This window comes from Candidatus Methylomirabilota bacterium, assembly GCA_036001065.1.
Taxonomy (GTDB): Bacteria; Methylomirabilota; Methylomirabilia; order Rokubacteriales; family CSP1-6; genus MNEF01.
The window spans coordinates 59,745-83,738 of record DASYUQ010000116.1; the positions used below are offsets into that span (position 1 = coordinate 59,745).

Below are 23,994 nucleotides of genomic sequence, written 5' to 3' on the forward strand. Positions count from 1 at the left end.
AGGTTTCCGTGGCCTCTCGCGCATGGTGACCCTGCGGACGCTCCTGGCCGGCGTCGGCGCCGGCGTGGTGACGCTGGCCCTGGTGCTGCTCGGCGCCCTCGACACCGTCGAGCTGGGGGCGCTCGACCGGCTGTTCGAGCTGCGGGGACCGCGCCCGCCGTCGGCGCCGATCGTCGTCGTCACCATCGACGAAGACTCCTTCGACGAGCTGAACGTGTCATGGCCCTTTCCCCGCGCGCTGCACGCCAAGCTGGTGGACGTGCTCCGCGCCGCGCACCCGCTCATCATCGCCTTCGACGTGGTGTTCCCCGAGCCCTCCCCTCGCGGCCCGGCGGACGACGAGGCGCTGGGGGCGGCCATCGCCCGCGCGGGCAACGTCGTGCTCGCGGCGGCGATCACCACGGTGAGGGAGCAGTTGAGCGGGGATATCATCCTCAACGTGGACAAGGTCGATCTCAATGTCCCGATTCCGGTGATCCGCCGCGGCGCGGCCGGGGTCGCGCCGGTGAACGAGCTGCTGGATCCGGACGGCCACCTGCGCCGGGCCGCGGTGCGCCATCGGCTGGGTGACGAGCTCCTCGATGGCTGGGACCTGCAGCTGTACCGCATGGCCCGGGCCAAAGGCGTCCCGGCGGCGCCGCTGCCGGAGGGGACCGAGATCCTCATCAACTTCCGGGGCGGCCCTCGGACCTTTCCCTGGGTGCCGTACCACCGCGTCGTCCATGGTGAGGTGCCGCCCGAGACGTTCCGCGGGGCCATCGTGCTGATCGGCGCCACCACGCCGGTGCTCCAGGACATCTTCTCGACACCCTTCGCCCGCGCGCGCTCGATGCCGGGTGTCGAGATCCACGCCCACGTCGTCGACACTCTCCTGCGCGGCGATCGCGTGCGGCCTCTCCCCGGCTGGGCGAGCCTGGGCGCCGCCGCCGCGGCCGGGTTCGCCGCCGCCTGGCTGGCCGCCCGCCTGCGCGCGCTGCGGGCCTTCCTGGCCGTCGCCCTGCTGTGGGTGGCGCTGGCCGTGGCGGCGTTCGTCGCCTTCGCGCTGGGGGAGCTCTGGTTCCGCGCGATCGGCGTCACGCTGGCGCTGGTGCTCGGCTACGGGGCGACCGTCATCGACAACTATGTCCGGGAGCAGCGGGAGAGACGGCGCCTGTCCCAGTTCTTCTCGCCCGACGTGCTCCGCGAGATCGTCCGGGGACAGGGCGAACAGGTGCTCGGTTCGAGCCGGCGGCGCATCACCGTCCTCTTCTCGGACATCCGCGGCTTCACCTCGATGTCGGAGAAGGTCGAGCCGGAGCAGGTGGCCGAGATGTTGCGGGAGTACCTCACCGAGATGACCGAGGTGGTCTTCCGCCATGGCGGCACCGTGGACAAGTACATCGGCGACTGCATCATGGCGCTGTACAACGCGCCCTTCGACGATCCCGACCACGCCGCCAACGCCATCCGCACCGGGCTCGAGCTGCAGGAGCGCACGCTGGTGGTCTCGGCGCGGTGGGAGCAGAGGCTGGGGGGCCAGATCCGCAACGGCGTCGGGATCAACACGGGGGAGGCCGTCGTCGGCGCCCTGGGCTCGCGCCAGCGCCTCGAGTACACGGCCATCGGCGACACCGTCAACCTCGCCTCGCGCCTGGAGAGCCTCACCAAGGAGTACGGCACCGGCATCATCGTCAGCGAGTCCACCCACGAAAGCGTGAAGGGCCAGTTCCTCACCCGGGAGCTGGGCGCGGTGACGGTCAAGGGCAAGACCCAGCCGGTGAAGATCTACGGCGTCATGCCGGGCAGCATCCGCAAGTATCCGCGGGCGGCGCTCGACGCGGCGGCGACGGTGGTGGCCGCCGTCGGGGGCCGGACGTGCGTGGTGCGTACGCTCGACATCAGCGAAGGCGGGCTCTCGGTGGTCGGCCTGCCCTCGGAGCTCGAGCGGGGGGCCACGGTCCAGATCCGGTGCGAGGGCGGGGCGCTGCCCAAGCCGATCACCGCCGAGGGGACGATCGTCTGGCGGCGCGGCGACCAGGCCGGGATCGCGTTCACGGCCGTGGGGCCCGACGTGGCCACGGCCCTCGTCGACCACATTTCGGTCCACAAAGACGCATGAGCGTTGCCGCGATGCGTCGGGTGTGTTAGAAAAACGCCATGAGCGATAACTTCGACTACCCGACGATGGCGCGCGCGCTGATCCTCGGGGACAAGGACACCGTCGCCCGCAAGACGCAGGAGGGGCTCGACCGCGCCATCGATCCCAAGACGCTCATCTTCAAGGGGCTGATTCCGGGAATGGACGTGGTCGGCGAGAAGTTCCGCCGCAACGAGTACTACGTACCCCAGGTGCTGCTGTCGGCGCGCGCGATGTACGCCGGCCTCGATCTGCTCAAGCCGCTCATCACCAAGGCGGCCCGTCCCGACGACCACCTCGGCGTCGTGGTCATCGGCACCGCGCAGGGCGATCTGCACGATATCGGAAAGAACCTGGTGGCGATGATGCTGGAGGGCGCGGGGTTCAAGGTGGTGAACCTCGGTCGTGACGTGGCGCCGGAGAAGTTCGTGGCGGCGGTGGAGGAGCACCACGCCAACATCGTGGGAATCTCCGCGCTCATGACGACCACCATGCCGGCCATGAAGCGCACGATCGACGCCCTGATCAAGGCGGGCCTGCGCGATCGCGTGAAGGTGATGGTCGGCGGGGCGCCGGTGAGCCAGGCATTCGCCGACGAGATCGGCGCCGACGGCTACGCCAAGGACTCCACGCTGGCGGTGATGCGGGCCAAGGAGTTGCTGGGCGTGGAGGTCGCGCGGTGAAGGCTCGGGGCTGGGAGGTCCTCCAGCGCATCCGCCAGGGCGAGACGCTGGTCTTCGACGGCGGCTACGGCACCATGCTCTTCGCGGCCGGTCTCGCCAACGGCGCCTGTCCAGAGCTGTGGAACGACACCCACGCCGACGTCGTCCGCTCGATCCACCAGGGGTACTTCGACGCCGGCAGCGACATCGTCGAGACCAACACGTTCGGCGGCTCCCGGCTCAAGCTCAACGAGTACCAGCTCGGCGACCGCACGCGCGAGCTGAACATCGAGGGCGCGCGCCTGGCGCGCTCGGGGAGGCCCCCCCACGGCTACGTCGCCGGGTCGATCGGGCCCACCAGCCGGCTGCCCGCCGAGTACGAGCCCCTGGGAGACACCACCGACGAGGAGTACTTCCAGACGTTCCGCGAGCAGGCGGCGGCCCTGGCCGAGGGCGGCGTCGATCTGTTCGCCGTCGAAACCATGATGTTCCCCCAGGAGGCGGCGGCGGCCATCCGCGCCTGCAAGGCGGTGGCCGACCTGCCGGTCATGGCCACCATGTTCTTCCAGTTCGAGGAGCTCCACGACCGCGACCGTACCATGTGGGGCGAGAGCCCGGCCGAGGTGGCCAAGAATCTCCTGGCCGCCGGCGCCGACGTCGTCGGAATGAACTGCGGCCGGGGCCCCGACCGCGCCGTGGTGATCATCGGGCAGATGCGCGCGGTGACGGACGCGCCCCTGGCGGCTTATCCCAACGCGGGCCTGCCCATCACCACGGGCGACACCGTGACCTACGAGCTGGGGCCGGAGGAGATGGCGCGCCACTACCCCGCGCTGCTGGAGGCCGGCTGCAACATCGTGGGCGCCTGCTGCGGCTCCAATCCCGAGCACATCCGCCGGATTGCCACGGTGGTGCGAGCCGCAGGGCGCCGGCGGGCTGGGCCCCGCCCGCCCGAGGCGAGCGAAGCCGGAGAGTGCCGCCCGCCCGAGGCGAGCGAAGCCGGAGAGTGCCGCCCGCCCGAGGCGAGCGAAGCCGGAGAGTGCCGCCCGCCCGAGGCGAGCGAAGCCGGAGAGTGCCGCCCGCCCGAGGCGCGTCTATAGTCAGAGTCCTCAGAGACCTGCCGCTCGAGATCGATCCCGACGAGGTGCTGCGCTTCCAGGGGTACAAGCGCGGCACCGCCGTAGCCGGTCCCGAGGTGATGGCGCTCTTCGACGAGGCGCTGGTCCTGGGCCGCCGTCTGATCGACCCCCGCGCCGTCGTGCGCTGGACACCGGTTACGCGCCAGGTCGGCGATGCCCTGGAGACCCCCGACCTGGTACTGACGGTCCCCGGCGTCGAGCGCCACTGGGGTCGCGTCGAGCACATCGCCGCCGCCATCTGCACGATCGGCGACGCGCTGGAGCGACGCGTCGGCGAGCTGTGGGAGGCGCGGGAGCTCCCGCTGGCGGTCATGCTCGACAGCGTCGGCTCCGGGGCGGTGGAGAGCCTCGCCGAGTACGTCAACGACCTGCTCTGCCAGGAGGGGATCCTCCAGGGGCTCCAGGTCACCAACCGCATCAGCCCCGGGTACGGGGCCTGGGACGTGAGCGACCAGCGGGCCCTGTTCCGCTTGTGTCCGGGCGAGGCCGTCGGCGTCACGCTGAACGAGGCCTGCTTCATGACGCCGGAGAAGTCGATTTCGCTGCTGGTGGGCGCCGGGCGCCAGGCGCGGGTCGATCACTACTTCAGCCAGTGCGCCCGCTGCTGGATGGCGGACTGCGCCTACCGACGCGCTCCCGCCCGTCGCACCGTGCACCGCTGATGCAGGCCCGCTCGCTGGTGCTGCTCCGGCGAGCCCACTGAGGCGGCGCCGGCGGGGGCCTCCCCCTCGCGTCCGGCGCGGTTGCGACGACCAGCAGGCGTGTGCTACGGTCCGGCCCGTCATGGCGGACAACGTCACGGTCGTCCGCGACGGTCGCATCACGACGGTCACCCTGCATCGTCCCGAGCGCCGCAACTCGCTGAGCGACGCGATGCTGGGTGAGCTGGTGACGGCCTTCACCGAGCTGCGCGACGACGCCAGCGCGCGCGTCGTCGTTCTCACCGGAGCGCCGCCCGTCTTCTCGGCCGGGGCCGATGCCCGGCTCAAGAGCGCGATGTCGGAGGAGGAGCGGCGCCAGGTCTTCCTTCGCACGCGGAGCCAGTTCCGGCGGCTCTTCGAGCGCGCGACGACGCTGCTGGAGAATCTCGAGCAGGCGACGATCGCGATGATCAATGGCCATGCGGTGGGCGGCGGCTGGGGGCTGACGCTGGCCTGCGACTTCCGCGTCGCCGCCGCCGAGGCGGAGCTGTGGATCCCCGAGGTGGATCTGGGCGTGCCCCTCGGCGTGGCCTCCACCACGCGCTTCGTCCGTCTCGTCGGTCCGGCCCGGGCCAAGGAGATCATCATGGAGGGCCGGCGCTACAGCGCCGAGGAGGCGCGTCAGCTCGGGCTCGTCCACCGCGTCGTCCCCGGCGAGAGGCTGGAGAAGGAGGTGCGCGCCTTCGCCGAGCGCCTGGCCGCCAAGCCCTTCCGGGCGCTGGCCGAGGTGAAGGCGCGTATCAACGCGATCGCGCGCACCGGGATCCCCGAGGCCAACGCGATGACCGAAGGGTTTCTCGAGCGCGAGTGATCCTCGCCGGCCTCCGCATCCTCGACCTCTCCCGCGTGGTGGCCGGGCCCTACTGCGCCATGCTCCTGGGCGACCTCGGCGCCGACGTCATCAAGGTCGAGCGGCCGGGGCGCGGCGACGATCTGCGCCACTGGCACGGCGGCGCCGGCATGAGCGCCGTCTTCGCCTCCATCAACCGGAACAAGCGGTCGCTGGCCGCCGACCTTCAGCAGCCCGAGGGCGCGCGCGTCGTGCTCGAGCTCGCCCGACGCGCCGACGTCGTGATCGAGAACTTCCTGCCCGGGGTGGCGGACCGGCTGGGCATCGGCTACGCGGCGGTGAGCGCCGCCCACCCCGCCATCGTCTACGCCTCCGTGACTGGTTTCGGTCAGACCGGCCCCTACGCGCGCCGCCCGGGCTACAACTCGATCGCCCAGGGCATGAGCGGCCTGATGGCCCTGACCGGGATGCCCGGGGATCCGCCCACCAAGGTCGGCGGCTCGGTGGCGGACCTGGCGGCGGCGTTTCTGGCCTTCGGGGGCATCAACGCGGCGCTCGTTCACCGGCTGCGCACGGGGCAGGGCCAGCACCTCGACGTCAACCTGCTCGCCTCCTCGCTGGCGCTGCTGCCCGACCCGATCGCGCACTTCTTCGCCGAGGGCGGTCGCCGCCCCCGGCGCGAGGGCAATCGCAACCCGAACCTGGCGCCCGCCGAAGCCTTCGCGACCAAGGATGGGCTCATCAACATCGTGCTGATGAACCCCGACCAGTGGGAGCGCTTCTGCGCGACCCTGGGCGACGAGGCGCTCGCGCGCGATCCGCGATTCGCCACCAACGACGCGCGCCTGGCCAACCGTGAGGAGTTCCGGGCGCGGGTGGAGCGCGCGCTGGCCGGCGCCCCCACCGCCGAATGGCTGGCGCGGTTCGAGAAGGCGTCCATCGCTTGCGGGCCCATCTACGAGCTCGACGAGGTCTTCGAAGATCCACAGGTACGCCACCTGGGGCTCGTCACCGAGGTGGACCAGCCGGAGTGCGGCCGGGTCAGGATGCTCGGCTTTCCCTTCCGCTCGTCGGCGCACGCCTTCGCGGTGCGGCGGCCGGCGCCGCGCCTGGGCGAGCACACGGCGGAGATCCTGGCCGAGCTGGGGACGCCGCGCGTCGAGATCGAGCGGCTGGCCGCGGCGGGGATCGTCGCATTGGGCCCATGACCCGGCTGCCGTGGCCGCTGGTCTTTCAGGTGGTCGGCGTCGTCGGCGTCGTCTGGTTCGTCCTCCATACCTGGCAGATCTGGCTCCTGGCCTTCACCGCGCTGATCGTCGCTGCGGCCATCCTGCCGGCCGCTCGCTTCGGGGAGCGGTACCGGGTGCCGAGGGGCGTGACGGTCCTCGCGGTCTACCTGGGGGTGGCCGCCGTCCTGGCCCTGATGGGCCGCCTGCTCTGGCCGGCGCTGACCGAGCAGTGGACTCAGTTCCTGGAGCAGCTCCCGCGCCTCCTCGACAACGTCAATCGCTGGCTCGGCAGCGTGGACGTTTTTCTCCTCCGCTGGGGTGCCTCGCTGCCCACCCCCAAGCCCGAGGACCTCCAGGGTCTGGCGGGTACGCTGGTGGCGAACACGTTCGCGGTGACCGCCGGGGTCGTGGGCTTCGTGGTGGGCGTGCTGGCGATCATCGTGATCGCGGCGTACCTGGTCATCGACGCCGGCCACATCGGCGCCAGCCTGCTGCAGCTCCTGCCCCCCACGTACCGCGCCCACGGGGCGGCGCTGGCCAGGCCCGTCCTCGACCGCATCGGGGGCTACGTGCGCGGCCAGATCGCCTCCAGCCTCTGCGTGGGCGCCGTGCTCGCCGTCGGTCTCGGGCTGCTCGGCGTACGCTATGCCCTGCTGATCGGCGCGCTGGCGGCCGTGCTCAACATCGTGCCGTTCGTGGGCTCGCTGGTGGCCGCCGTGCTGGGCATCATCTCGGCCCTGAACGAATCACTGACTCTCGCCGTGGTGACGGCGGCGCTCTTCTGGGGGACCAACCTCCTGGAGGGCAAGCTCCTGGCGCCCCACTTCGTCGGGCGCGCCACCGGGTTGCACCCGCTGGCCGTGCTGCTGGCGCTCTTCGCCGGGGTTCACCTGGCCGGCCTCATCGGGGCTCTGGTGGCGGTCCCGTTCCTGGCCGCCGGATGGGAGCTCGTCCGTGCCCTTTACCTGAGACCCACTCAGCGGGCCCGCGCCGAGTAGCGGCGTAGACCAGGAGGTCGTGACTTCCGTGGCGAGATCGGCAGCCTCGCACGCGGGCTTGACTCGATGTGGGAAGCCACTGGTGGGCGAGTTGGCCGGGTTTCGCAGCCTCCGTGTGATCGGCCAGCGCTACCGAATCCTCTATCGCGTTGATCGCAGGGAGGTGATCGTCCTTATCGCGGCGGTAGGGATACGAAAGGCGGGGGAAAAGGCCGATATCTACGAACTGGCCAAGAAGCTGGGGAAGCAAGGGTTGCTTCGCTGACCTGACCATCACGGCCGGGCGGGAGCGCGACTCGCACGACCCACCTCGCGACAGTGGTGAGCGCCGGCCGCCACCTCTCCGCCGGCCCGGTAATTTGATACGATGCGGGGACGATGCGCCGGGACAACATCATCCTGGTCGGCTTCATGGGCGCGGGCAAGTCCGTGTGTGGCCGGCTGCTGGCGCGCCGGCTCGGCCGCTGCTTCGTGGAGACCGACGACATGATCGTCGCGCGCGAGGGCCGGTCGATCGCCGAGATCTTCCGCCAGGCCGGCGAAGAACGGTTCCGCCAGCTGGAGGCCGAGGCCCTCGAGCTCCTGGCGCTGAAGTCGGGCGACGTCATCGCCACCGGTGGGGGCTTCCCGTGCCGGGACGGGCGGATGGAGGCGCTCGCCGAGCGGGGCACCGTCGTGTGGCTGGGGGGCGATCTCCGCGAGCTCTACGAGCGCGCGCGCCGCGACGGCGAACGGCCCATGCTGGCGGCGCGCTCGTTCGACGAGATCGAGACCCTTTACCGGGCGCGCGAGCCCTACTACCGCCGGGCGCACCTCGCCCTGGACACCACCGGCCTCGGCCCCGACGAGGTCGTCGCGCGCCTGCTCTCCGCCCTGCGTCAGGGTCATGCCGCACGCGTTTAGCCACCGGCTGGCCGAGGGGCCGCTCCTGTGCGACGGCGCCATGGGCACGCTGCTCTACGCGCGGGGCGTCCCGATGGACGCCTGCTTCGACCTGCTCAACCTCAACAATCCCCGGCTCGTGCAATCGGTGCACGCGGAGTACGTCGCCGCCGGGGCCGATTGCATCGAGACCAACACGTTCGGCGCCAACCGCTTCAAGCTGGCCGTGCACGGCCAGTCCGGCGACGTGCGCACGATCAACCTGCGCGGGGTCAAGCTCGCCCGCGACGTCCGCGAGAGCATGGGCCGCGACGTGCTCGTGCTCGGCTCGATGGGGCCGCTGGGCAAGTACCTGACGCCGCTGGGCTCGCTGACGCCCGAGGAGGCGCGCGCCGCGTTCCGCGAGCAGGCCGAGGCGCTGCTGGAGGGCGGCGTCGACGCCTTGATCGTCGAGACCTTCTCCGACCTCACCGAGATCACGCTGGCCATCGAGGCCATCCGCTCGGTCACGGATCTGCCCATCGTGGCCCAGATGGCGTTCACCGACGAGGGCGTCACCTTCACGGGGCGCTCGCCGGCCGAGGCGGCGCGCACGCTGCGCGCGCTGGGCGTGCAGGCGCTGGGGGCCAACTGCTCGGTAGGCCCGAGCGTCCTCTTCGAGGTTCTCGAGCACATGCTGCCCGAGGCCGGGAGGGTGCCGCTCTCCATCCAGCCCAACGCCGGCCTGCCGAGCCGGATCGGCGAGCGGCTCATGTACCTCTCGTCGCCCGCCTACATGGCCGACTACGCCGGGCGGATGCTCGAGGTGGGCGCCCGCATCGTGGGCGGCTGCTGTGGCACCACGCCGGGGCACATCGCGGCGATGCGGACGGTGCTGGACCGCAAGACGACGGTGAGGCGGTACCAGGACCGCCCGGCGGTGAGCGTGCGGCTGCGCGAGGCGGTCGAGACGCCCGGCCTGCGGACGACCGCCGCGCCCACGCTGCTGGGGCGCAAGCTCGAGAGCCGCGAATTCATCGTCACCGTCGAGCTGGATCCTCCCCGTGGCCACACGGTCGAGAAGCTGATCCAGGGCGCCAAGCTCCTCAAGGAGCGCGGCGTCGAGATCGCCGACATCAACGACGGCTCGCTCGGACGCGTTCGCATGGCGGTCCTGCCTACGGCGATTCTCGTGCGCGAGGCGGCCGGGCTCGACATCAACATGCACTTCACCTGTCGCGACCGGAACCTCATGGGCATCCAGGCCGACCTGCTCGGCGCCCACGCGCTGGGGATCCGCAACATCCTGGCCATGACCGGCGACCCACCGCGCACGGGAGACTACGTCAACGCCACGGCGGTTTTCGATGTCGACGCCATCGGCCTCCTGGAGATCCTGAGACGGATGAACGAGGGACAGGACGCGACCGGCAACAGCATCGGCGAGCCCACCGCCTTCTGTGTCGGCGCCGCGCTCGATCCCTCCGCCCAGGACCCCGCGCGCGAGATCGAGCGCTTTCAGCGCAAGGTAGAGGCGGGCGCGCGCTGGGTGCAAACCCAGCCCGTCTATGAGCTAGAGTCGCTGGACCGCTTCCTCGAGCGTGCGGGCGGCTCCCCCGTCCCCCTGCTGGTCGGTGTGCTGCCGCTGCACAGCTCCCGCCACGCCGAGTTCCTGCACAACGAGGTGCCCGGCATCACCATCCCCGACCACGTGCGGGCGCGGCTCAGAGAGGCAGGGGAGAGCGCCCTGCGGGTCGGCGTCGAGATGGCGCAGCGGCTGGTCCAGCAGATCCGCCGACGGTACGACGGCGTATACCTGATGCCGTCGTTCGGACGGTTCGAGGTGGTCGCCGAGGTGCTCGATGCCCTCCGTTGAAGCGCGAGCCGCAGGTGAGGTGCGCGCCGCAGGACGGCCGGGGGCTGGGCCCCCCGCGTCCGAGGCGAGCCTATGAACACAGACCTGACGCGCCTCGGCGCGCGGGAGGCGGCGCGCCGGATCCGCGAAGGAAAGCTCTCGCCGGTGGATCTGGTCGAGGCGTGCCTGGGCCGGATCAGGGCGCTCGACGCGGAGCTCAAGGCCTGGGTCTACGTGGACGAGGCCGACGCCCTGGCCCTGGCCCGCCAGCGGGAGGCGGAGGCGCAGACGAACCGGGTCCTGGGGCCGCTGCACGGCGTGCCCGTCGGGATCAAGGACATCTTCGACGTCGCCGGCATGCCGACGACCGGAGGCGCCCGGTCGTGGGCTCACACGCGACCGCCGCGCGATGGCACCGCGGTAGCGCGTCTCCGCGCAGCCGGCGCCATCATCCTCGGCAAGACGGCGACGACCGAGTTCGCCTACCGGGACCCGGCGCCCACGCGGAACCCGTGGAACCGCGACCACACGCCCGGCGGCTCGTCGGCGGGCTCGGGCGCCGCCGTGGGCGCGCGCATGCTGCCGCTGGCCCTCGGCTCCCAGACCGTCGGCTCGGTCCTCCGCCCCGCGGCTTACTGCGGCGTGGTCGGCCTCAAGGGCACGCACGGGCTCGTGGCTGTGGACGGCGTGATCCCGCTGGCCTGGTCGCTCGATCACGTGGGCGTCTTCGCCCGCTCGGTCGCGGACGTCGCGCTGGCGTTCGGCGTCCTCGTGGGTCGGGAGCTCGCCGCCGCGCCCCCGCGCTCGCCCCGGCTGGCGCTGGTGCCGGAGCTGCTCGCGCGCTGCGAGCCGGCGGTGGCCGCGCAGATCCAGGCGGCCGCCGATCGGTTCGCGCGCGCCGGCGCGGCGGTGGTGGAGGCGAAGCTGCCTGCCTCCTTCGCCGACGTTCATGCCGCCGGGCTGGCCGTGCTGGAGGCCGAGGCCGCCGCCTACCACGAGGAAGCGTTTCGGGCGCACGCTGGCGAGTACGGCAAGGAGATGCGCGCGCTGGTGGAGGCCGGGCTGCGCCGGACCGCGACGGCCTACGTGCGCGCCAATCGTGCGCGCCTGAAATTCCGCGACGAGGTCATGCCCCTGCTCGCCGCCCACGACGCGCTGCTGGTCCCGACCGCGCCGGCGCCCGCTCCGGCGGGTCTGGGCTCCACCGGCGACGGCTCGCTCTGCGCCCCCTGGAGCTACGCCGGCGTGCCGGCGGTGAGCCTGCCCAGCGGGCTGGCGCCCTCGGGGCTGCCCCACGCCCTTCAGCTCGTGACCGCCGCCGACGGGGAGGCGGGCCTGCTGGCCGTCGCCCAGTGGAGCGAAGACGCATTGCGCTTCACGGGCGCTCCCGCGCTCTGATGCTGGCGTGTTCGAGCGCCCCCCTCCGAGGATGATGTTCGACCTGAAGCTCGAAGGCGCGACGGTCATCGATGGCACCGGGGCGGCAGGAAGCCGCGCCGACGTCGGCATTCGCGACGAGACGATCGCCGCCGTCGGCGACCTCTCGCGCGAGTCGGCCGGGCGCACCGTCAACGTCGCGGGAAGGGTGCTGACGCCCGGCTTCATCGACATGCACTCGCATTCGGACTGGCGCCTCTGGGCCAATCGCCGCGCCGAGTCGAAGATCCGCCAGGGCGTGACGACGGAGGTCGTCGGCAACTGCGGCTTCTCCCCGGCGCCCGTCGCCACCGAGCACCTCGACGACCTGAAGGGATTCGCCCTCTACCTGCCACGGAACATGGATTTCCGGTGGCGCTCGGTCCGCGAGTATCTGGACGCCTTCGATGTCGACGGCACCGCGGTCAATGTCATCCAGCTCGTCGGCCACGGCACCCTGCGCGTCGCCGCCATGGGGTTCGCCCGGCGACCGCCGGCCGCCACCGAGCTGGCCTACATGCAGCGCCTGCTGGGCGCGGCCGCCGAGGACGGCGCCTGGGGGCTCTCGACCGGCCTGATTTACGCGCCCGGCTCCTACGCGACGACGGACGAGATCGTCGCGCTCGCCCGCGCCGCCCGGGGCCGCGGCATCTACGCCAGCCACATCCGCGGCGAGGGCGCGACCCTGCTCGATGCCGTCGCCGAGGCCATCCGGATCGGCCGCCAGAGCGACCTGCCGGTCCAGATCAGCCACGTCAAGGCGGCGGGCCGCCCGAACTGGGGCAAGGTGGAGCGGGCGCTCGAGCTGATCGACGCCGCCTGCGCCGACGGCCTCGACGTCACGGCCGACGTCTATCCCTACACGGCCTCCAGCACGACGCTGCGGGCGCTCCTACCCGACTGGGCGCTCGAGGGCGGCATCGACGCCATGCTCAAGCGCCTCGCCGACGCCGAGGTCCGCGCGCGAATCCGGCGCGAGCTGGAGCTGCCGGTGACCGGGCAGAGCCTGCTGGATCGGATCGGCTGGGAGAACATCATGATCGCCTACTGCCCCCGGCGGAAGGACGCCGAGGGCCGACGGCTCTCGGAAATCGCCGCCGCGCGTGGCGTGGAGCCCCTCGAGGCGGCGATCGATCTCATCGTGGAGGAGGCGGGCAAGGCCTCCATGATCCTCTTCCAGCTCCACGAGGGCGACCTCCGGCGCGCCCTGGCCCACCCGCGGGTGATGATCGGCTCCGACGGCTCGTCCCTGGCGCCGTACGGCGAGCTGGGAGAGGGCAAGCCGCATCCGCGAAGCTACGGAACGTTTCCCCGCGTGCTCGGCGAATACGTGCGCGAGCAGCGCGTCCTCACGCTGCCGCAGGCCGTTCACAAGATGACGGGGCTGCCGGCCCGCCGGCTCGGGCTCAAGGATCGCGGCGCGATCAGGGTCGGCGCCCGGGCGGATCTCGTGGTCTTCGACCCCAAGAAGGTCGCCGATCGGGCCACGTACGAGGCCCCCCATCGCTACCCGGTGGGCATCGAGCACGTGCTGGTCAACGGCCGCCTCGTCATCAGGGACGGCGAGCACACGGGCAGCCTACCGGGTAAGGTGCTGCGCCTGCCGTGAAGATCGGACGCGCCGTCCGGGATCTGCTCGCCCAGCTCGGCACCGCCGCCTCGATGGAGGACGAGCTGCGGCAAACCCTCCAGCGGCTGCTCGGGATCAGCGGCGCCGTTGCTGGCTTGCTCGCCTTTCCTTCGGGCGGAGCCGGGGCGATCGTCGTCACCGCCAAACGGGCCGCGATGCCCGACGCGCTCGACGACTGGCTCCGGCAGCGCCTGGCCATGCGTCCGGCGCGCGGTCTCCGCCTCGCGCGCGTCGTTCCCCCGGATGTCGGACGCACCCTCGTCGAGCTCCGGGCGCCGCTAGCCTCACGCCGCAACCCTGGCGGCCACCTGCTCCTGGTCGGGCGCCTGCGCCGCGCGTCGCTACCCGCGGCGCTCCAGGGTGAGCTAGGCGGCGCCCTCGCGCGGGTCTGGCGCCTGCATCGGGGGGCCCGAGAGACCCGGGCGCTGCTCGAGGCCGGCCGCGCGGTGACGGCGAGCCTCGACGTCCAGGAGACGATCCGCGTGATCATGACCGAGGCGCGCAGCGTGCTGGGCGTCGAGTCGTGCAGCCTCATGACCTTCGATCCCGCGACGGAGGAGCTGATGGCGGTCGCCTCCCTGGATCTCCCCCAGGAGATGGTCACCAAGATCCGCCTCCGGGAGGGCGAAGGAATCGCCGGGCGCGCCGTCAGCGAGCGCCGGCCCGTCCAGAGCACTGATCTCTACAGCGATGCTCGCGTGCGCTACCCGGACCTGGCCCGGACCAGCGGGTTCCGCTCGATGCTGGCGGCGCCGCTCCGGGTCGGCCAGCGTGCGATCGGGGCGATCACCGTGTTACGCCGCGACGTCCACCGGTTCTCGGCCGACGAGGAGGAGCTGCTGCTGGCCTTCGCCGATCAGGCGGCGATCGCCCTCGAGCATGCGCGCCTCTACCAGCAGCTGGAAGGCATGGTGGCCGCCCGCACGCGCGAGCTCGACGCCCAGAAGCGCTTCGTCGAGGTGGTCCTGGAGACCCTGCCCCTCGGCGTGTTCGTCCTGGACGCCGGCCTGCGCGTCGTGCGCGGCAACCGCGAAGGGGGACGCGTGCTGGCCTGCGGCGAGCCGGGCGGCCGCTCCCTCGGCGAGCTGGTGCCGGCCGCGCGCGGCGAAAGCCTCCGCGCCTTCCTGGAGGGTGCCCTGACGGCGCGGCGGGTCGAGTCGCTCGAGGATGAAATGGTGATCGGGGGCGAGACGAAGATCCTCCGGCTGACGGCGGCTCCCATCGAGCCGGCCGTCGAGCACCTGGTGCTCCTCGTCGAGGAGGTGACGCTGGCCAAGCGCCTGGAGCGGCAGATGCTCCTCACCGAGCGCCTGACCACGGCCGGCCGGCTGGCGGCGGGCGTCGCTCACGAGCTGAACAACCCGCTGGCCACGATCGCCGGCTGCGCCGAGTCGCTGCTGGCCCGGACGCGCGAGGGGGTGCTGGCGCGGACGCCGGAGATCGACGACTTCCGCCACTACCTCGGTCTCATCGAGGAGGAGACCTACCGCTGCAAGGAGATCACCGGGAGCCTGTTGCAGTTCGTGCGGGAGCCCGGGAGCCGGCGGGGGCCCACCGACCTCAACGCGCTGGTGCTGAAGACGATCGAGCTGCTGTCGCACCAGTCGCGGTTCGGGGGGCGCCGGTTCGCCACCGAGCTCGATCCCGAGCTGCCGGCGGTCACCGCCAACGAGGGCCAGCTCCGGCAGGTGTTCCTGGGCATCGCCGCCAACGCCCTGGAGGCGATGGACAGCGATGGAACGCTGCGGATCCGCTCGCGCCGGCGGCGGGGGGAGATCGAGGTGGAGCTCGAGGACGAGGGGCCGGGCATCCCCGACGAGATCCTGGGGCGGATCTTCGACCCGTTCTTCACGACGAAGCCCCCGGGGCAGGGGACCGGGCTCGGGCTGGCGATCGCCCAGGGCATCGTGACCGATCACGGCGGGCGCCTCGAGGTGACCTCGCGCGTGGGCAAGGGGTCGATCTTCCGCGTGGTGCTGCCGGCGTGAAGCGCGCCATCCGCGTGCTGGTCGCCGACGACGAGAAGAATCTGCGCGAGCTGGTCGTGCGCGAGCTCGCCCGCAAGGGCCACGAGGTGGAGGGCGTGGCCGACGGCGAGGCGGCGCTGGCGCGTCTGGGCGAGAGCGCCTACGACGTCGTCGTCCTCGACATGAAGATGCCGCGCAAGGCCGGGATCGAGGTCCTGCGCGACCTGGCCGGGCTGGCGGAGTCACCCCAGGTCATCGTCATGACGGGGTTCCAGGAGGTGGCTACCGCCGTCGAGGCGATGAAGCTCGGAGCCTACGACTACCTGACGAAGCCCACGCGGATCGAGGAGCTGGACGTCCTCATCCGCAAGGCGGCCGAGAAGGGTCAGCTCCTGCGCGACAACGTTGCGCTGCGCGCTCACGCGCCCGGTGCCCAGCCCTTCAGCGGCATCCTCACCGGGAACGCGCGCATGCAGGAGGTGCTCCGGATCGTCGAGCGGGTGGCGCCCACCGACTCGTCGGTCCTGGTACTGGGCGAGAGCGGGACCGGCAAGGAGCTGGTCGCGCGCGCCATCCACGAGCGCTCCCCGCGGACCGACCGCCCCTTCGTGCCCATCCACTGCGGCGCCCTGCCCCGCGAGGTGCTGGAGTCGGAGCTGTTTGGCCACGAGAAGGGCGCGTTCACGGGCGCCGTCACCGCCAAGCCCGGCCTGATCGAGCTGGCCGACGGTGGCACGCTCCTGCTGGACGAGATCGGGGAGATCGAGCCGGACAGCCAGGTGAAGCTGCTGCGCGCGCTGGAGACGGGCACCTTCTTTCGCGTCGGCGGAACCCGGGCGCGCCGGGTCGACGTGCGGATCGTCGCCGCGACCAATCGCGACCTCGCCGAGGCGATGCGGGCCGGCCAGTTCCGGCAGGATCTCTACTACCGGATCAACACCATCACCGTGCAACTGCCGCCGCTGCGCGAGCGGCGCGAGGACGTGCCGCTGCTCGCCCGACACTTCCTGGAGGCGAACGCCGCCTACGGCGCCAAACAGCTCAGCGCCGCCGCGCTGGCGTGCCTGGAAGCCTACTCGTGGCCGGGCAACGTCCGAGAGCTGCAGCATGCGATCGAGCGCGCCGTGATCCTGGCCAAGGAGGACGAGATCCAGCCCGAAGATCTGCCGCCGGAGGCCCGGGGCGGGGGCGGGCCGCCCGCGGCGCCCCTGGTCGGAAGTCTCGAGGCGATAGAACGCCAGCATATCGTCACCACGCTCCGGCAGGTGGGCGGGCATCGGGGTAAGGCCGCCGCCCTCCTCGAGATCGACCCCAAGACGCTCTACCGGAAGATCCTGGACTACCTGATCACGCCGGAGGAGTGGCGGTAAGGGAACACGGCGGCCGGGTTGCAGATCGGGCGGTGCGCCGCCGCGATCTGCAACCCCCTGACCGGCGGCGCCGGGTGAGGACGTCAGCGGGGTGATTTCTCTCCGGGCTGGGGCGCGCCGGCGGACACTCCGATGACCCGGAACTCCCCACCCTCTTCCTTCAACGTGATCGTTCCCGGTCCCCGCATCTCGTTGTCGCCCAGCTTCAAACCCATCTCGTCGACCGTGATGCCTTTCACCTTCTCATCCACGCGAACGGTCGACAGCCCCTTGAAGGGGAACACCAGGCTGACCTCCGACTTCTGCTTGGCCGGTTCGAGGGTGAAGGCCTTGTCACCCACTCTCACGGTCACCTGGTCGGCCGCCACGGTCCGCAGCTCGTCCCACCGCTGATTGCCCCAGGCCATGAGGAACGTGTGGGCCGCCCGAATGTGCTGGGGAGCCTTCTCCTCCGCTCCGGCGGTGCGGGCGGACAGCAGAGCGCCAACAGCAAAGAGGGCGAGGATCAATGCCCGATACGACCGCATAATGAGTACCTCCTCATCCCGGTCAAATTGAACAGCCCGCTTGTCGAAGTATAAACTGTTTGGTCCGTGAGCGGCGAAAGGAGCGCGCCACGGGGGCCGAGGTCTGCTCGGCGCCCGTGGCGTCGTCCTGGCGGAATCTGTCCTACCGCACGCTGAACGGCGTCGTGTACGGCATGTCGATCAGCCGCGCGGCGGCCGGCACGACGAATCGACTGGTGTTCAGCGTCTGGCACGTGGTGCCGTCGGGGAACAGCCGAGATAGGACCGGCATCGTCTGCCCCTTCGTTCCGGGCTCCGACACGTAGAGAACCTTCTTGACGGGATCGACTGCGCCCGTCTTCACATCCACCACGACATCCACGAGCGCGGCGACCGACATCGCATAGGACGGGTGACTGGAGTCGATGGACGTGGGCATGATGAGCGGCGTCCCCGCGCATCCCCCGGCCGAGAACAGCAACGGGCTCCCCTCCAGACGCTCGGGGAATACCTTGAGGGCGAACGTGTAGTTCTTCAGCGTGGTGTCGTCCTTCATCGTCAGCCCGACCGCGGGCGTCAACGACAACTGGTCGACGCCGACGATCTGGCCGACCCTTCGTCCCTGGCCATCGTATACCTCGTAGACCGTCGCGGTGGTTCCCATCTCGGCCATGCGTGTCTTCAACGCATCGATCTGGCTCTGCAAGGTGGTCTGCGCCGCGAGCTGGCCCTGCAACGCCGCCAGCTGGGTCTGCAACGCCGTAAGCTGGATCTGCCATGTCGCCATCTGGGCCTGCAACGCGACGAAGGGGTTGCCCCGTGCCGCTGGCATTCCGGAAGTGCCGCGCCCCCCGGGTCCCTGGGCGAGAGCCGGGCTGGCGAGAGCAACAGCGAGAAAGGCACATCCGATCATCGCTGTCGAGATCCGCCGCATGAACATGGCCGATGCCTCCTTGTCTGAGAATCGCCGTCGGTTCGGCATCCTTCTCTGCCGCCCCACGCGCTTCTCAACGCACCGCACCGGTTGGAGCGCAAGAGGTGTGCCGAGTGGATTGCGCATAGAATTAAGAGGTTAGCGGAGCCGTCTCCTGCCATTTCGACATCGCGGCTGCCGTTGTACGTCAGTCGAAAAGGAGATACGAGCTGGCGCCGCCGTCGTCGCGGTCTTTGGGCTGACGACACCGCGTGCGACCCTGGGCGACGCGTCGACGGCGGCGGGCTCTTGCGCCCGTGACCGGCCCGTGTACACTTGAGCCGTCTGCCGTCAGGGTCGGACCTCGCCTCCGAGGCTGCTCTCTTCCGTCCGCGGGGCGTGTCGTCAGGTAGGGAAGAGAGTTCGAGGAGGAGTCACATGGCAGCCAAGCTCTACATCGGTGGTCTCTCGTACTCCACGACCAGCGAAGGGCTCCGGGAGTTCTTTGCTCAGTGCGGGAATGTGCTGTCCGCGACGGTCATCACCGACCGCTTTTCCGGCCAGTCGCGGGGCTTCGGGTTCGTCGAGATGGGATCCGCCGAAGAGGCTCAGAACGCGATCTCGCAGTTGAACAGCCGTGAGCTGGACGGTCGGCGCATCATCGTCGAGATCTCTAATCCGCAGGCGCCGCGCACCGGCGGCGGAGGTCGGCCGGGCGGCGGCGGCGGCCGCCGTCCGGGCGGAGGCGGCGGCGGCCGCGACAGCGGCTACGCGCACCGGCCCTCCAAGCCGGTGCGGTGGTAGTGCGAGCCGCAGGGCGGCCAGGGGGGCTGGGGCCCCGGGGTCCGAGGCGAGCGGATCTAGAGAGTCCGAGACGCGCGGGAACGAACAGGTGAAGTGATCGGACGGTAGGCGGTTTCGTAAGACGGTTTCGTCAAACAGCCGCGGGGCCAGCCGGAAGGACCGGCTGGCCCCCTCGTGCTTCTGGGGCTCTAAGCCGGCGCCCCGGCCGCGGGCGGGACCGGGCCGGCGGTGTCGAACAGCCGGTCGTACCGCCCGTACTCGCGCGCCCCCTCCATGAACCACTTGACGGCCTCGGGGTCGGAGCGCGGCGGAATCTCACACGAGGTCGACAGGATGAACGCCGAGCGCCGGGCCGCGGTCTCGATGCACCGCTTCACGTCGGCGTACATCGCCTCCTTCGTCGTCTTCTCGAATCGGGTGGCGTCCACGTTGCCGATGCCCACCGCCCGGCCCCGGGCGACCTGTATGAACCGCTCGAGCTGGTCCACGTGGAGCTTCGGGTCGGACTGCTGGTCCAGATCGAACGAGACGGTGGTGAAGCCGCACTGGATCAAGTCCTCGTAAATGGGATACGTCGTTCCACAAATGTGAGTCGTCACGCCGACCTTCTTCGCTTTGAAATACTCCACGAGCTCTTTGTGGTAGGGCGCGATGAAGTCTTTGTAATTGTCCGGCGAGATCAGGCTGATGGACGCGGTGGGCTCGGAGAAGCTGAGGCCGATCCCGGTCTTGACGATCGCGTCCCCCCAGAGCTTGCAGAAGTCGGTGGTGACCCGCATCAGGTCGTGGATGAACTGCGGGTCCTCGAAGGTGTCGAGCAGCATGAACTCGGGATTTCGCATGAGCATCGCGATCGTCCAGGGGCCGACCGCGACGGCCCCGATGGCCGTCGGCGGCTTGGCCTTGACGAGCGCCTCGCACTGCTCGAGGAACCCGGGCAGGCGGCAGCTCCGGTACGGATCGGGCATCGGGAGCTTGGCGAGCTTGGCCTTGTCCTCGGCGAGCACGTGGGCATCGATCGAGGGGACGACGTAATCCGAGTACTTCACGCGACAGCCGAAGGCCTCGGCCTCCTTGGCCAGGTCGTTGTAGGCCAGCACCACGTCGGGCTGGTAGCGCTCGTGGTAGTTCAGCATCGCCTTGATGGCCTTGGGCACACTGGTGCAGTACTCCTCGATCGAGAGCCCGTCGAGCGTGCCGGCGAAGGAGGCGACGATCGGATAGGTGGGCACGCAGTCGGCGAACGAGCGCTTGTAGGCGGCGACGACCCGCTCGCGCCCCGTGTACTGGGACCGGCCGCGTTGGGCGTCCCAGACGCGGTTGGCCTCCATGTACCGGGGCGGCAGCTTGGCCTCGTACTCCATGAACTGCGTGATCGGATAGCGGATGCCGCCGGCGTGGGTGCCCCGGAGGCCTTCGATGACCTCCTCCATCTGGCGCCAGGGGATGGTGAAGGCCATCTCGTGGTCCTGCGTCTGGCCGAAGATGCGGTCGCCGGAGCAGGGCAGGATCACCTGCGGGCGCCCGGTCTGCATGGTCGTCACGATGATGTCCGAGCAGACGACGCGTCCCGAGAACCCCGAGGCGAGCTTGCCCCCGCCCTTCCAGAGGGCGGCCTGGGTCAGCCGCATGATCTGGGCGGGATTGCCGTAGACGCAGACGAGGTCGGGCTCGAACGGGGCCCGGTCCAGCGGGGCCACCAGCAGCGTGTGGTACTCCCCGGGCGCGAACTTGTCGACCGCCGCCTCCGAGCGCTGCCCGGCCTCCTTGGTCTCCGTGTACATGCCCTCGCAGAGCGTGCCGGAGTTGTGCAGGTGGGTGGGCTTCTCGAAGCCGAGCGCGGCGATGCCCAGCGAGCAGATGTGGTCCTCCCGGGTGAGCGCGATCATCCAGCCGTACCGCCGGGCCATGTCGATGACCTGGCAATTCATGCTGAGCTTCTTGAAGTCGCGCGCCGGTCGCTTGGCCTTTTCGGGAATCTCTTCGCCGGGCCGCAGCATCCGGATCGCCACGGGGAATGTCTGGGGCCGGATGTAGGTCTGCAGCTCCCGGTCGGCGGTCTTGACGTCGATCATGGGACCTCCTGGGAAACGGCTGAGTCGCGGCCTGAGCGTACTACGCCGGCGCACAGCGTCGCAATCTCTTGCCACCCGCGGCCCGCGACGACGTACCCATCTCTGACGCGTGCGATGCAGGGCGGAGGGGTGGAGGGCCCGGTCGGCCCCGGTGTGGCATTTGCGTGAGCGCCTGGCATGCGGCGCTCGCTCGCGCTCGCGCTGGGCGTGTTCATCGGCCAGTGGCTGGCTTTCGCCGCCACCCCGTCCCCGGCGAACCACCACGGGCTCGGCCTGGCCGCCTGGGAGCGGCGCGACTACGCCGAGGCCCTGCGCCAGTGGAGCCACGGCGTCACGCTCCAGCCGGATAACCCGCTCCTGCACTACCGGCGGGCCACCGCGCTGGCCCGCCGCGGCCAGCCCCAGGCCGCCGCGGACGCCTACCGTCTCGTCCTCCTGCTCAGCCCGCCCGTCGAGATCGCCCGTCTGGCCCGGGAGGGGCTGTCGCGCCTCGACGGGGCCCCGCGCAGGTCACCGGTACCGAGACCCCAGTGCCCGTCGAGCCGTCGCGCGGCGTCTGGGTGGCGTCGGTGGTCCTCGACGGCCAGCGGGCGGCGCGCGCTTCATCGTGGACACCGGCTCCAGCTTCACCATCGTGGCGCCGGGGCTCGCCACCGCGCTCGGGCTGCCGGCGCTCGGAGCGCTGGGGGTGATCGAGCTGCAGACGCCGGCCGGCCAGACGGCGGGCGCCGCCCCGACGCTGTCGTCCCTCCGCGTCGGCAGCGCCGAGCTGCGCGACGTCCCGATCGTCGTCCACGATCCCGGCCCCGGGATCGACGGCATCCTCGGCAACTCCTTCCTCGCCCATTACCGCCTCCCCCTCGACGCCGGCCGGCGTCAGCTCCACCTCCGACCCGCGGCCTGGACTGCCTGGCGCGCCCCGACGCGCCCTTTCTGGCGGAGCGTCACCGACGGCAGGAACAGGTTCTGGAACAGCCGCAGCTCGTGGCGGTAGAGGTCGTTGAGGGCCACGACGGCGGCCGGCGTGTCTAGCGGAGATAGCCCCCGAGCTTGCGGACGTGCGTCCAGTTCTTCTGCTACCGGCGCGGGCGCCGCTGCCGCTTGGCCGGCGCGAGCCGGCGATCGATCTGCCGGGCGCTGATCGCTTGGAGCTGCCGGCACACGACCGGGGACAGGGTGAGCCGGCGCCGGGCCCACGGCAGCCAGGCCGGCAGCAACGCCTTGAGCCGCACCGACCACGGGTAGCCGGCCGCTTCCCAGATGGTGGTCAGCGCTTGGATCACGGCCGGGTTATACGTGACCGGGCGCCGCCGACGCCGAGGACGGGCCCCGCCGGGTGCCGGCCCGTTGAGGAGGCGCAGGGCGTACTTGGCGCGATACGACGCCTTGAAATCTTCGGGGTTTGTCTGTTACGCTCCGCAGCCGTGTAGGGACGCCAGCGGCCTCACATGCCAGAGAGGTCACTGGTTCGAGTCCAGTATCGTCCACCATTACCTCCCTCGCTGGGATTGCATCGGGAGCGCCGGATGAAGGTCTCGATTTTCTTTGACGGCGGGAATTTTTACCGCTCGCTGCTCCGCTTCGACGAGTCTATCCGGGTCGACTACGATCGTCTCGCGCTCTGGATCACCCACGCCGTCGGCGGATCCACCGCCACCTTCGGCGGCGCTTATTACTACGTCGGCGTCACGCCGGACGCGCCGCCGCTCGTAGAGGCGTTCCTCAAGGGGCTGGAGCTGCGGCCCGGGTACTTCGTCAAGCGCGAGCCGCGCGTCCGGCGCTCGGGGCGCTGCTTCGCCTGCGGCGCCGACTACGAGTACACGACGGAGAAGCGGGTGGACACGCGGCTGGTCGCCGACCTCATCCACTTCGCGGCCCACGGCGCCTACGACACCGCCGTGCTGGTCTCGGGCGACGACGATTTCGTCCCCGCCGTGGAGGCAGTCAACGCGCTGGGCAAGCAGGTGTGGGTCGCCACCTGGTCGGCCGAGGAGCTCTCGAAGGATCTGCGCGTGCGCTGCTTCGGCCACATCCACCTGAGCGAGGGCTTGGGCGCGTTCCGCGTGGAGCGCGCCCGCGTTCAGCCTTCCCGCGCCCTGCGGCCGTCGGCGGGCCAGGCGACCGAGCGGATGCTGGCCGAGCTGCAGCGCGCGGAGTCGCGGCTGCCGCACGTGGGCCGGGGCTACTTTGTCATGCGCTGGCGGTCCCACCTGCTGCCGCCGGCGGGGCCCGAGCGCGAGGCGCTGGTGCAGCAGATGATCGACGCCGGCCTCGTCGAGGAGTTCGAGGCCACCGACGCCGAGGGACGCTCGGTGCGGGCCATCCGGAGCCGGGCGGCTACGAGCCCAGAAGGCGTCTCAGCAACCGGTTGACGCTCTCGGTGAGCGTCTCCTCCCGGGAGCGGCGCTGCGACGCGCGAGGGTCGTCGCAGTCGGGCTCCAGATCCGTCATGGCCAGCGCCCCTCCCGAGAGCGCGAGCTGCGTGCTGCCGTCGCTCACGCGGAGCACCTGGAGCGCCGGCGCCCACGTCTCGGCGGCGGTCCGGAAGGGCCGGCGGCCCTCGCGGCAGAAGATCGGCTCCCCGCGCTCGACCTGCACGTCGACCAGGACCGCGTGGTCGGCGCCGACCTCGCGGGCGCGGGCGAGGGCGACGCGCGCGTCCAGCTTTCCCTCCGTCACGAGCTGAGCGTCGCGCGGCAGCACGGCCCGCGCGTTCAGACCCTCCAGCAGCGCGCCCTGGTACGCGGCCGGCAGCGTCGAGCGATCGCGATCGCTGAAGGCGCCCGGCGTGGCCAGGACCACGCGCACGAACAGCGCGGGCTGGCGGAGATCGGTGGATCGAAAGTCGCGGGCGCGCGCCGGTGCCGATTCCGCCGATCCAGATTCGCGCGGCGGCGAGGCGCATGCCGCAGTGAGCAGCAGGACCGCGGCCAACGCCCACGCTGGCATGGCGTCAGGGTAT

22 protein-coding genes are annotated in these 23,994 nt (G+C 71.0%); 17 read left to right on the forward strand and 5 right to left on the reverse strand.

Translation table 11 applies throughout. The features are described 5' to 3' along the window. Positions 1 to 22 precede the first annotated feature (22 nt). The 14 genes from VGV13_11060 to VGV13_11125 all read left to right on the forward strand — a co-directional run bounded on the left by VGV13_11060 (position 23) and on the right by VGV13_11125 (position 16,734). Positions 23 to 2,098, forward strand: a complete 2,076-nt coding sequence (locus tag VGV13_11060) for a CHASE2 domain-containing protein (GenBank protein HEV8641625.1) — start codon at positions 23 to 25, stop codon at positions 2,096 to 2,098. A gap of 38 nt (positions 2,099 to 2,136) precedes the next feature. Then, positions 2,137 to 2,799 (forward strand): corrinoid protein, encoded by a 663-nt coding sequence (locus tag VGV13_11065; protein ID HEV8641626.1) that lies wholly within the window; start codon positions 2,137 to 2,139, stop codon positions 2,797 to 2,799. After that, the gene (locus tag VGV13_11070; GenBank protein HEV8641627.1) at positions 2,796 to 3,878 is read left to right on the forward strand and encodes a homocysteine S-methyltransferase family protein; all 1,083 of its coding nucleotides are present in this window, start codon (positions 2,796 to 2,798) and stop codon (positions 3,876 to 3,878) included. Before VGV13_11065 ends, VGV13_11070 begins: the two co-directional genes overlap by 4 nt. Continuing rightward, on the forward strand, positions 3,851 to 4,579 hold the full coding sequence (locus tag VGV13_11075; protein ID HEV8641628.1) for a vitamin B12 dependent-methionine synthase activation domain-containing protein: 729 nt from the start codon (positions 3,851 to 3,853) through the stop codon (positions 4,577 to 4,579). Before VGV13_11070 ends, VGV13_11075 begins: the two co-directional genes overlap by 28 nt. Before the next feature lie 121 nt (positions 4,580 to 4,700). Continuing rightward, positions 4,701 to 5,429: an enoyl-CoA hydratase/isomerase family protein gene (locus tag VGV13_11080; protein HEV8641629.1), complete on the forward strand. Its 729-nt coding sequence runs from the start codon at positions 4,701 to 4,703 to the stop codon at positions 5,427 to 5,429. Then, entirely contained in the window at positions 5,426 to 6,616 is a 1,191-nt protein-coding gene (locus VGV13_11085; protein ID HEV8641630.1) for a CoA transferase, read from the forward strand. The genes VGV13_11080 and VGV13_11085 overlap by 4 nt, the downstream gene beginning before the upstream one ends. Continuing rightward, complete coding sequence (locus VGV13_11090) at positions 6,613 to 7,635, forward strand: AI-2E family transporter (protein ID HEV8641631.1); 1,023 nt, start codon at positions 6,613 to 6,615, stop codon at positions 7,633 to 7,635. Before VGV13_11085 ends, VGV13_11090 begins: the two co-directional genes overlap by 4 nt. A gap of 82 nt (positions 7,636 to 7,717) precedes the next feature. Then, positions 7,718 to 7,900 carry a hypothetical protein gene (locus VGV13_11095; protein ID HEV8641632.1) on the forward strand — a complete coding sequence of 61 codons (183 nt, stop codon included), beginning with the start codon at positions 7,718 to 7,720 and terminating at the stop codon, positions 7,898 to 7,900. 113 nt (positions 7,901 to 8,013) lie between these two features. After that, positions 8,014 to 8,538 carry a shikimate kinase gene (locus VGV13_11100; protein ID HEV8641633.1) on the forward strand — a complete coding sequence of 175 codons (525 nt, stop codon included), beginning with the start codon at positions 8,014 to 8,016 and terminating at the stop codon, positions 8,536 to 8,538. Next, the gene (locus VGV13_11105; GenBank protein HEV8641634.1) at positions 8,522 to 10,372 is read left to right on the forward strand and encodes a bifunctional homocysteine S-methyltransferase/methylenetetrahydrofolate reductase; all 1,851 of its coding nucleotides are present in this window, start codon (positions 8,522 to 8,524) and stop codon (positions 10,370 to 10,372) included. Before VGV13_11100 ends, VGV13_11105 begins: the two co-directional genes overlap by 17 nt. Positions 10,373 to 10,444: 72 nt before the next feature. Next, on the forward strand, positions 10,445 to 11,749 hold the full coding sequence (locus VGV13_11110) for an amidase (protein HEV8641635.1): 1,305 nt from the start codon (positions 10,445 to 10,447) through the stop codon (positions 11,747 to 11,749). 7 nt (positions 11,750 to 11,756) lie between these two features. Continuing rightward, on the forward strand, positions 11,757 to 13,376 hold the full coding sequence (locus VGV13_11115; protein ID HEV8641636.1) for a D-aminoacylase: 1,620 nt from the start codon (positions 11,757 to 11,759) through the stop codon (positions 13,374 to 13,376). Then, positions 13,373 to 15,385, forward strand: coding sequence for an ATP-binding protein (locus VGV13_11120; protein ID HEV8641637.1), 2,013 nt, complete (start codon positions 13,373 to 13,375; stop codon positions 15,383 to 15,385). Before VGV13_11115 ends, VGV13_11120 begins: the two co-directional genes overlap by 4 nt. Continuing rightward, complete coding sequence (locus VGV13_11125) at positions 15,382 to 16,734, forward strand: sigma-54 dependent transcriptional regulator (protein ID HEV8641638.1); 1,353 nt, start codon at positions 15,382 to 15,384, stop codon at positions 16,732 to 16,734. Before VGV13_11120 ends, VGV13_11125 begins: the two co-directional genes overlap by 4 nt. A gap of 83 nt (positions 16,735 to 16,817) precedes the next feature. Here VGV13_11125 and VGV13_11130 read toward each other — a convergent pair whose 3' ends face one another. Together VGV13_11130 and VGV13_11135 are read right to left on the reverse strand one after the other, a co-directional pair. Beyond that, positions 16,818 to 17,261 (reverse strand): hypothetical protein, encoded by a 444-nt coding sequence (locus VGV13_11130; GenBank protein ID HEV8641639.1) that lies wholly within the window; start codon positions 17,259 to 17,261, stop codon positions 16,818 to 16,820. Between the two features lie 142 nt (positions 17,262 to 17,403). Further along, positions 17,404 to 18,180: a hypothetical protein gene (locus VGV13_11135; protein HEV8641640.1), complete on the reverse strand. Its 777-nt coding sequence runs from the start codon at positions 18,178 to 18,180 to the stop codon at positions 17,404 to 17,406. Between the two features lie 411 nt (positions 18,181 to 18,591). Between VGV13_11135 and VGV13_11140 the strand changes: the two genes are divergently transcribed. Continuing rightward, positions 18,592 to 18,957: an RNA-binding protein gene (locus VGV13_11140; GenBank protein HEV8641641.1), complete on the forward strand. Its 366-nt coding sequence runs from the start codon at positions 18,592 to 18,594 to the stop codon at positions 18,955 to 18,957. A 188-nt stretch (positions 18,958 to 19,145) separates the two neighbouring features. Here VGV13_11140 and VGV13_11145 read toward each other — a convergent pair whose 3' ends face one another. Continuing rightward, on the reverse strand, positions 19,146 to 21,032 hold the full coding sequence (locus tag VGV13_11145; protein ID HEV8641642.1) for a DUF169 domain-containing protein: 1,887 nt from the start codon (positions 21,030 to 21,032) through the stop codon (positions 19,146 to 19,148). Between the two features lie 607 nt (positions 21,033 to 21,639). On the opposite strand from VGV13_11145, the gene VGV13_11150 reads away from it, so the two are divergent. Further along, positions 21,640 to 22,026 (forward strand): retropepsin-like aspartic protease, encoded by a 387-nt coding sequence (locus tag VGV13_11150; GenBank protein ID HEV8641643.1) that lies wholly within the window; start codon positions 21,640 to 21,642, stop codon positions 22,024 to 22,026. 82 nt (positions 22,027 to 22,108) lie between these two features. On the opposite strand, the gene VGV13_11155 is transcribed toward VGV13_11150, so the two are convergent. Next, positions 22,109 to 22,315 (reverse strand): hypothetical protein, encoded by a 207-nt coding sequence (locus VGV13_11155; GenBank protein ID HEV8641644.1) that lies wholly within the window; start codon positions 22,313 to 22,315, stop codon positions 22,109 to 22,111. Positions 22,316 to 22,558: 243 nt separating this feature from the next. Here VGV13_11155 and VGV13_11160 point away from each other — a divergent pair, with 243 nt between their 5' ends. Then, on the forward strand, positions 22,559 to 23,404 hold the full coding sequence (locus tag VGV13_11160; GenBank protein HEV8641645.1) for an NYN domain-containing protein: 846 nt from the start codon (positions 22,559 to 22,561) through the stop codon (positions 23,402 to 23,404). On the opposite strand, the gene VGV13_11165 is transcribed toward VGV13_11160, so the two are convergent. Then, positions 23,370 to 23,981 carry a hypothetical protein gene (locus VGV13_11165; GenBank protein HEV8641646.1) on the reverse strand — a complete coding sequence of 204 codons (612 nt, stop codon included), beginning with the start codon at positions 23,979 to 23,981 and terminating at the stop codon, positions 23,370 to 23,372. The two genes, VGV13_11160 and VGV13_11165, sit on opposite strands and share 35 nt — an antisense overlap. Between the last annotated feature and the right edge of the window lie 13 nt (positions 23,982 to 23,994).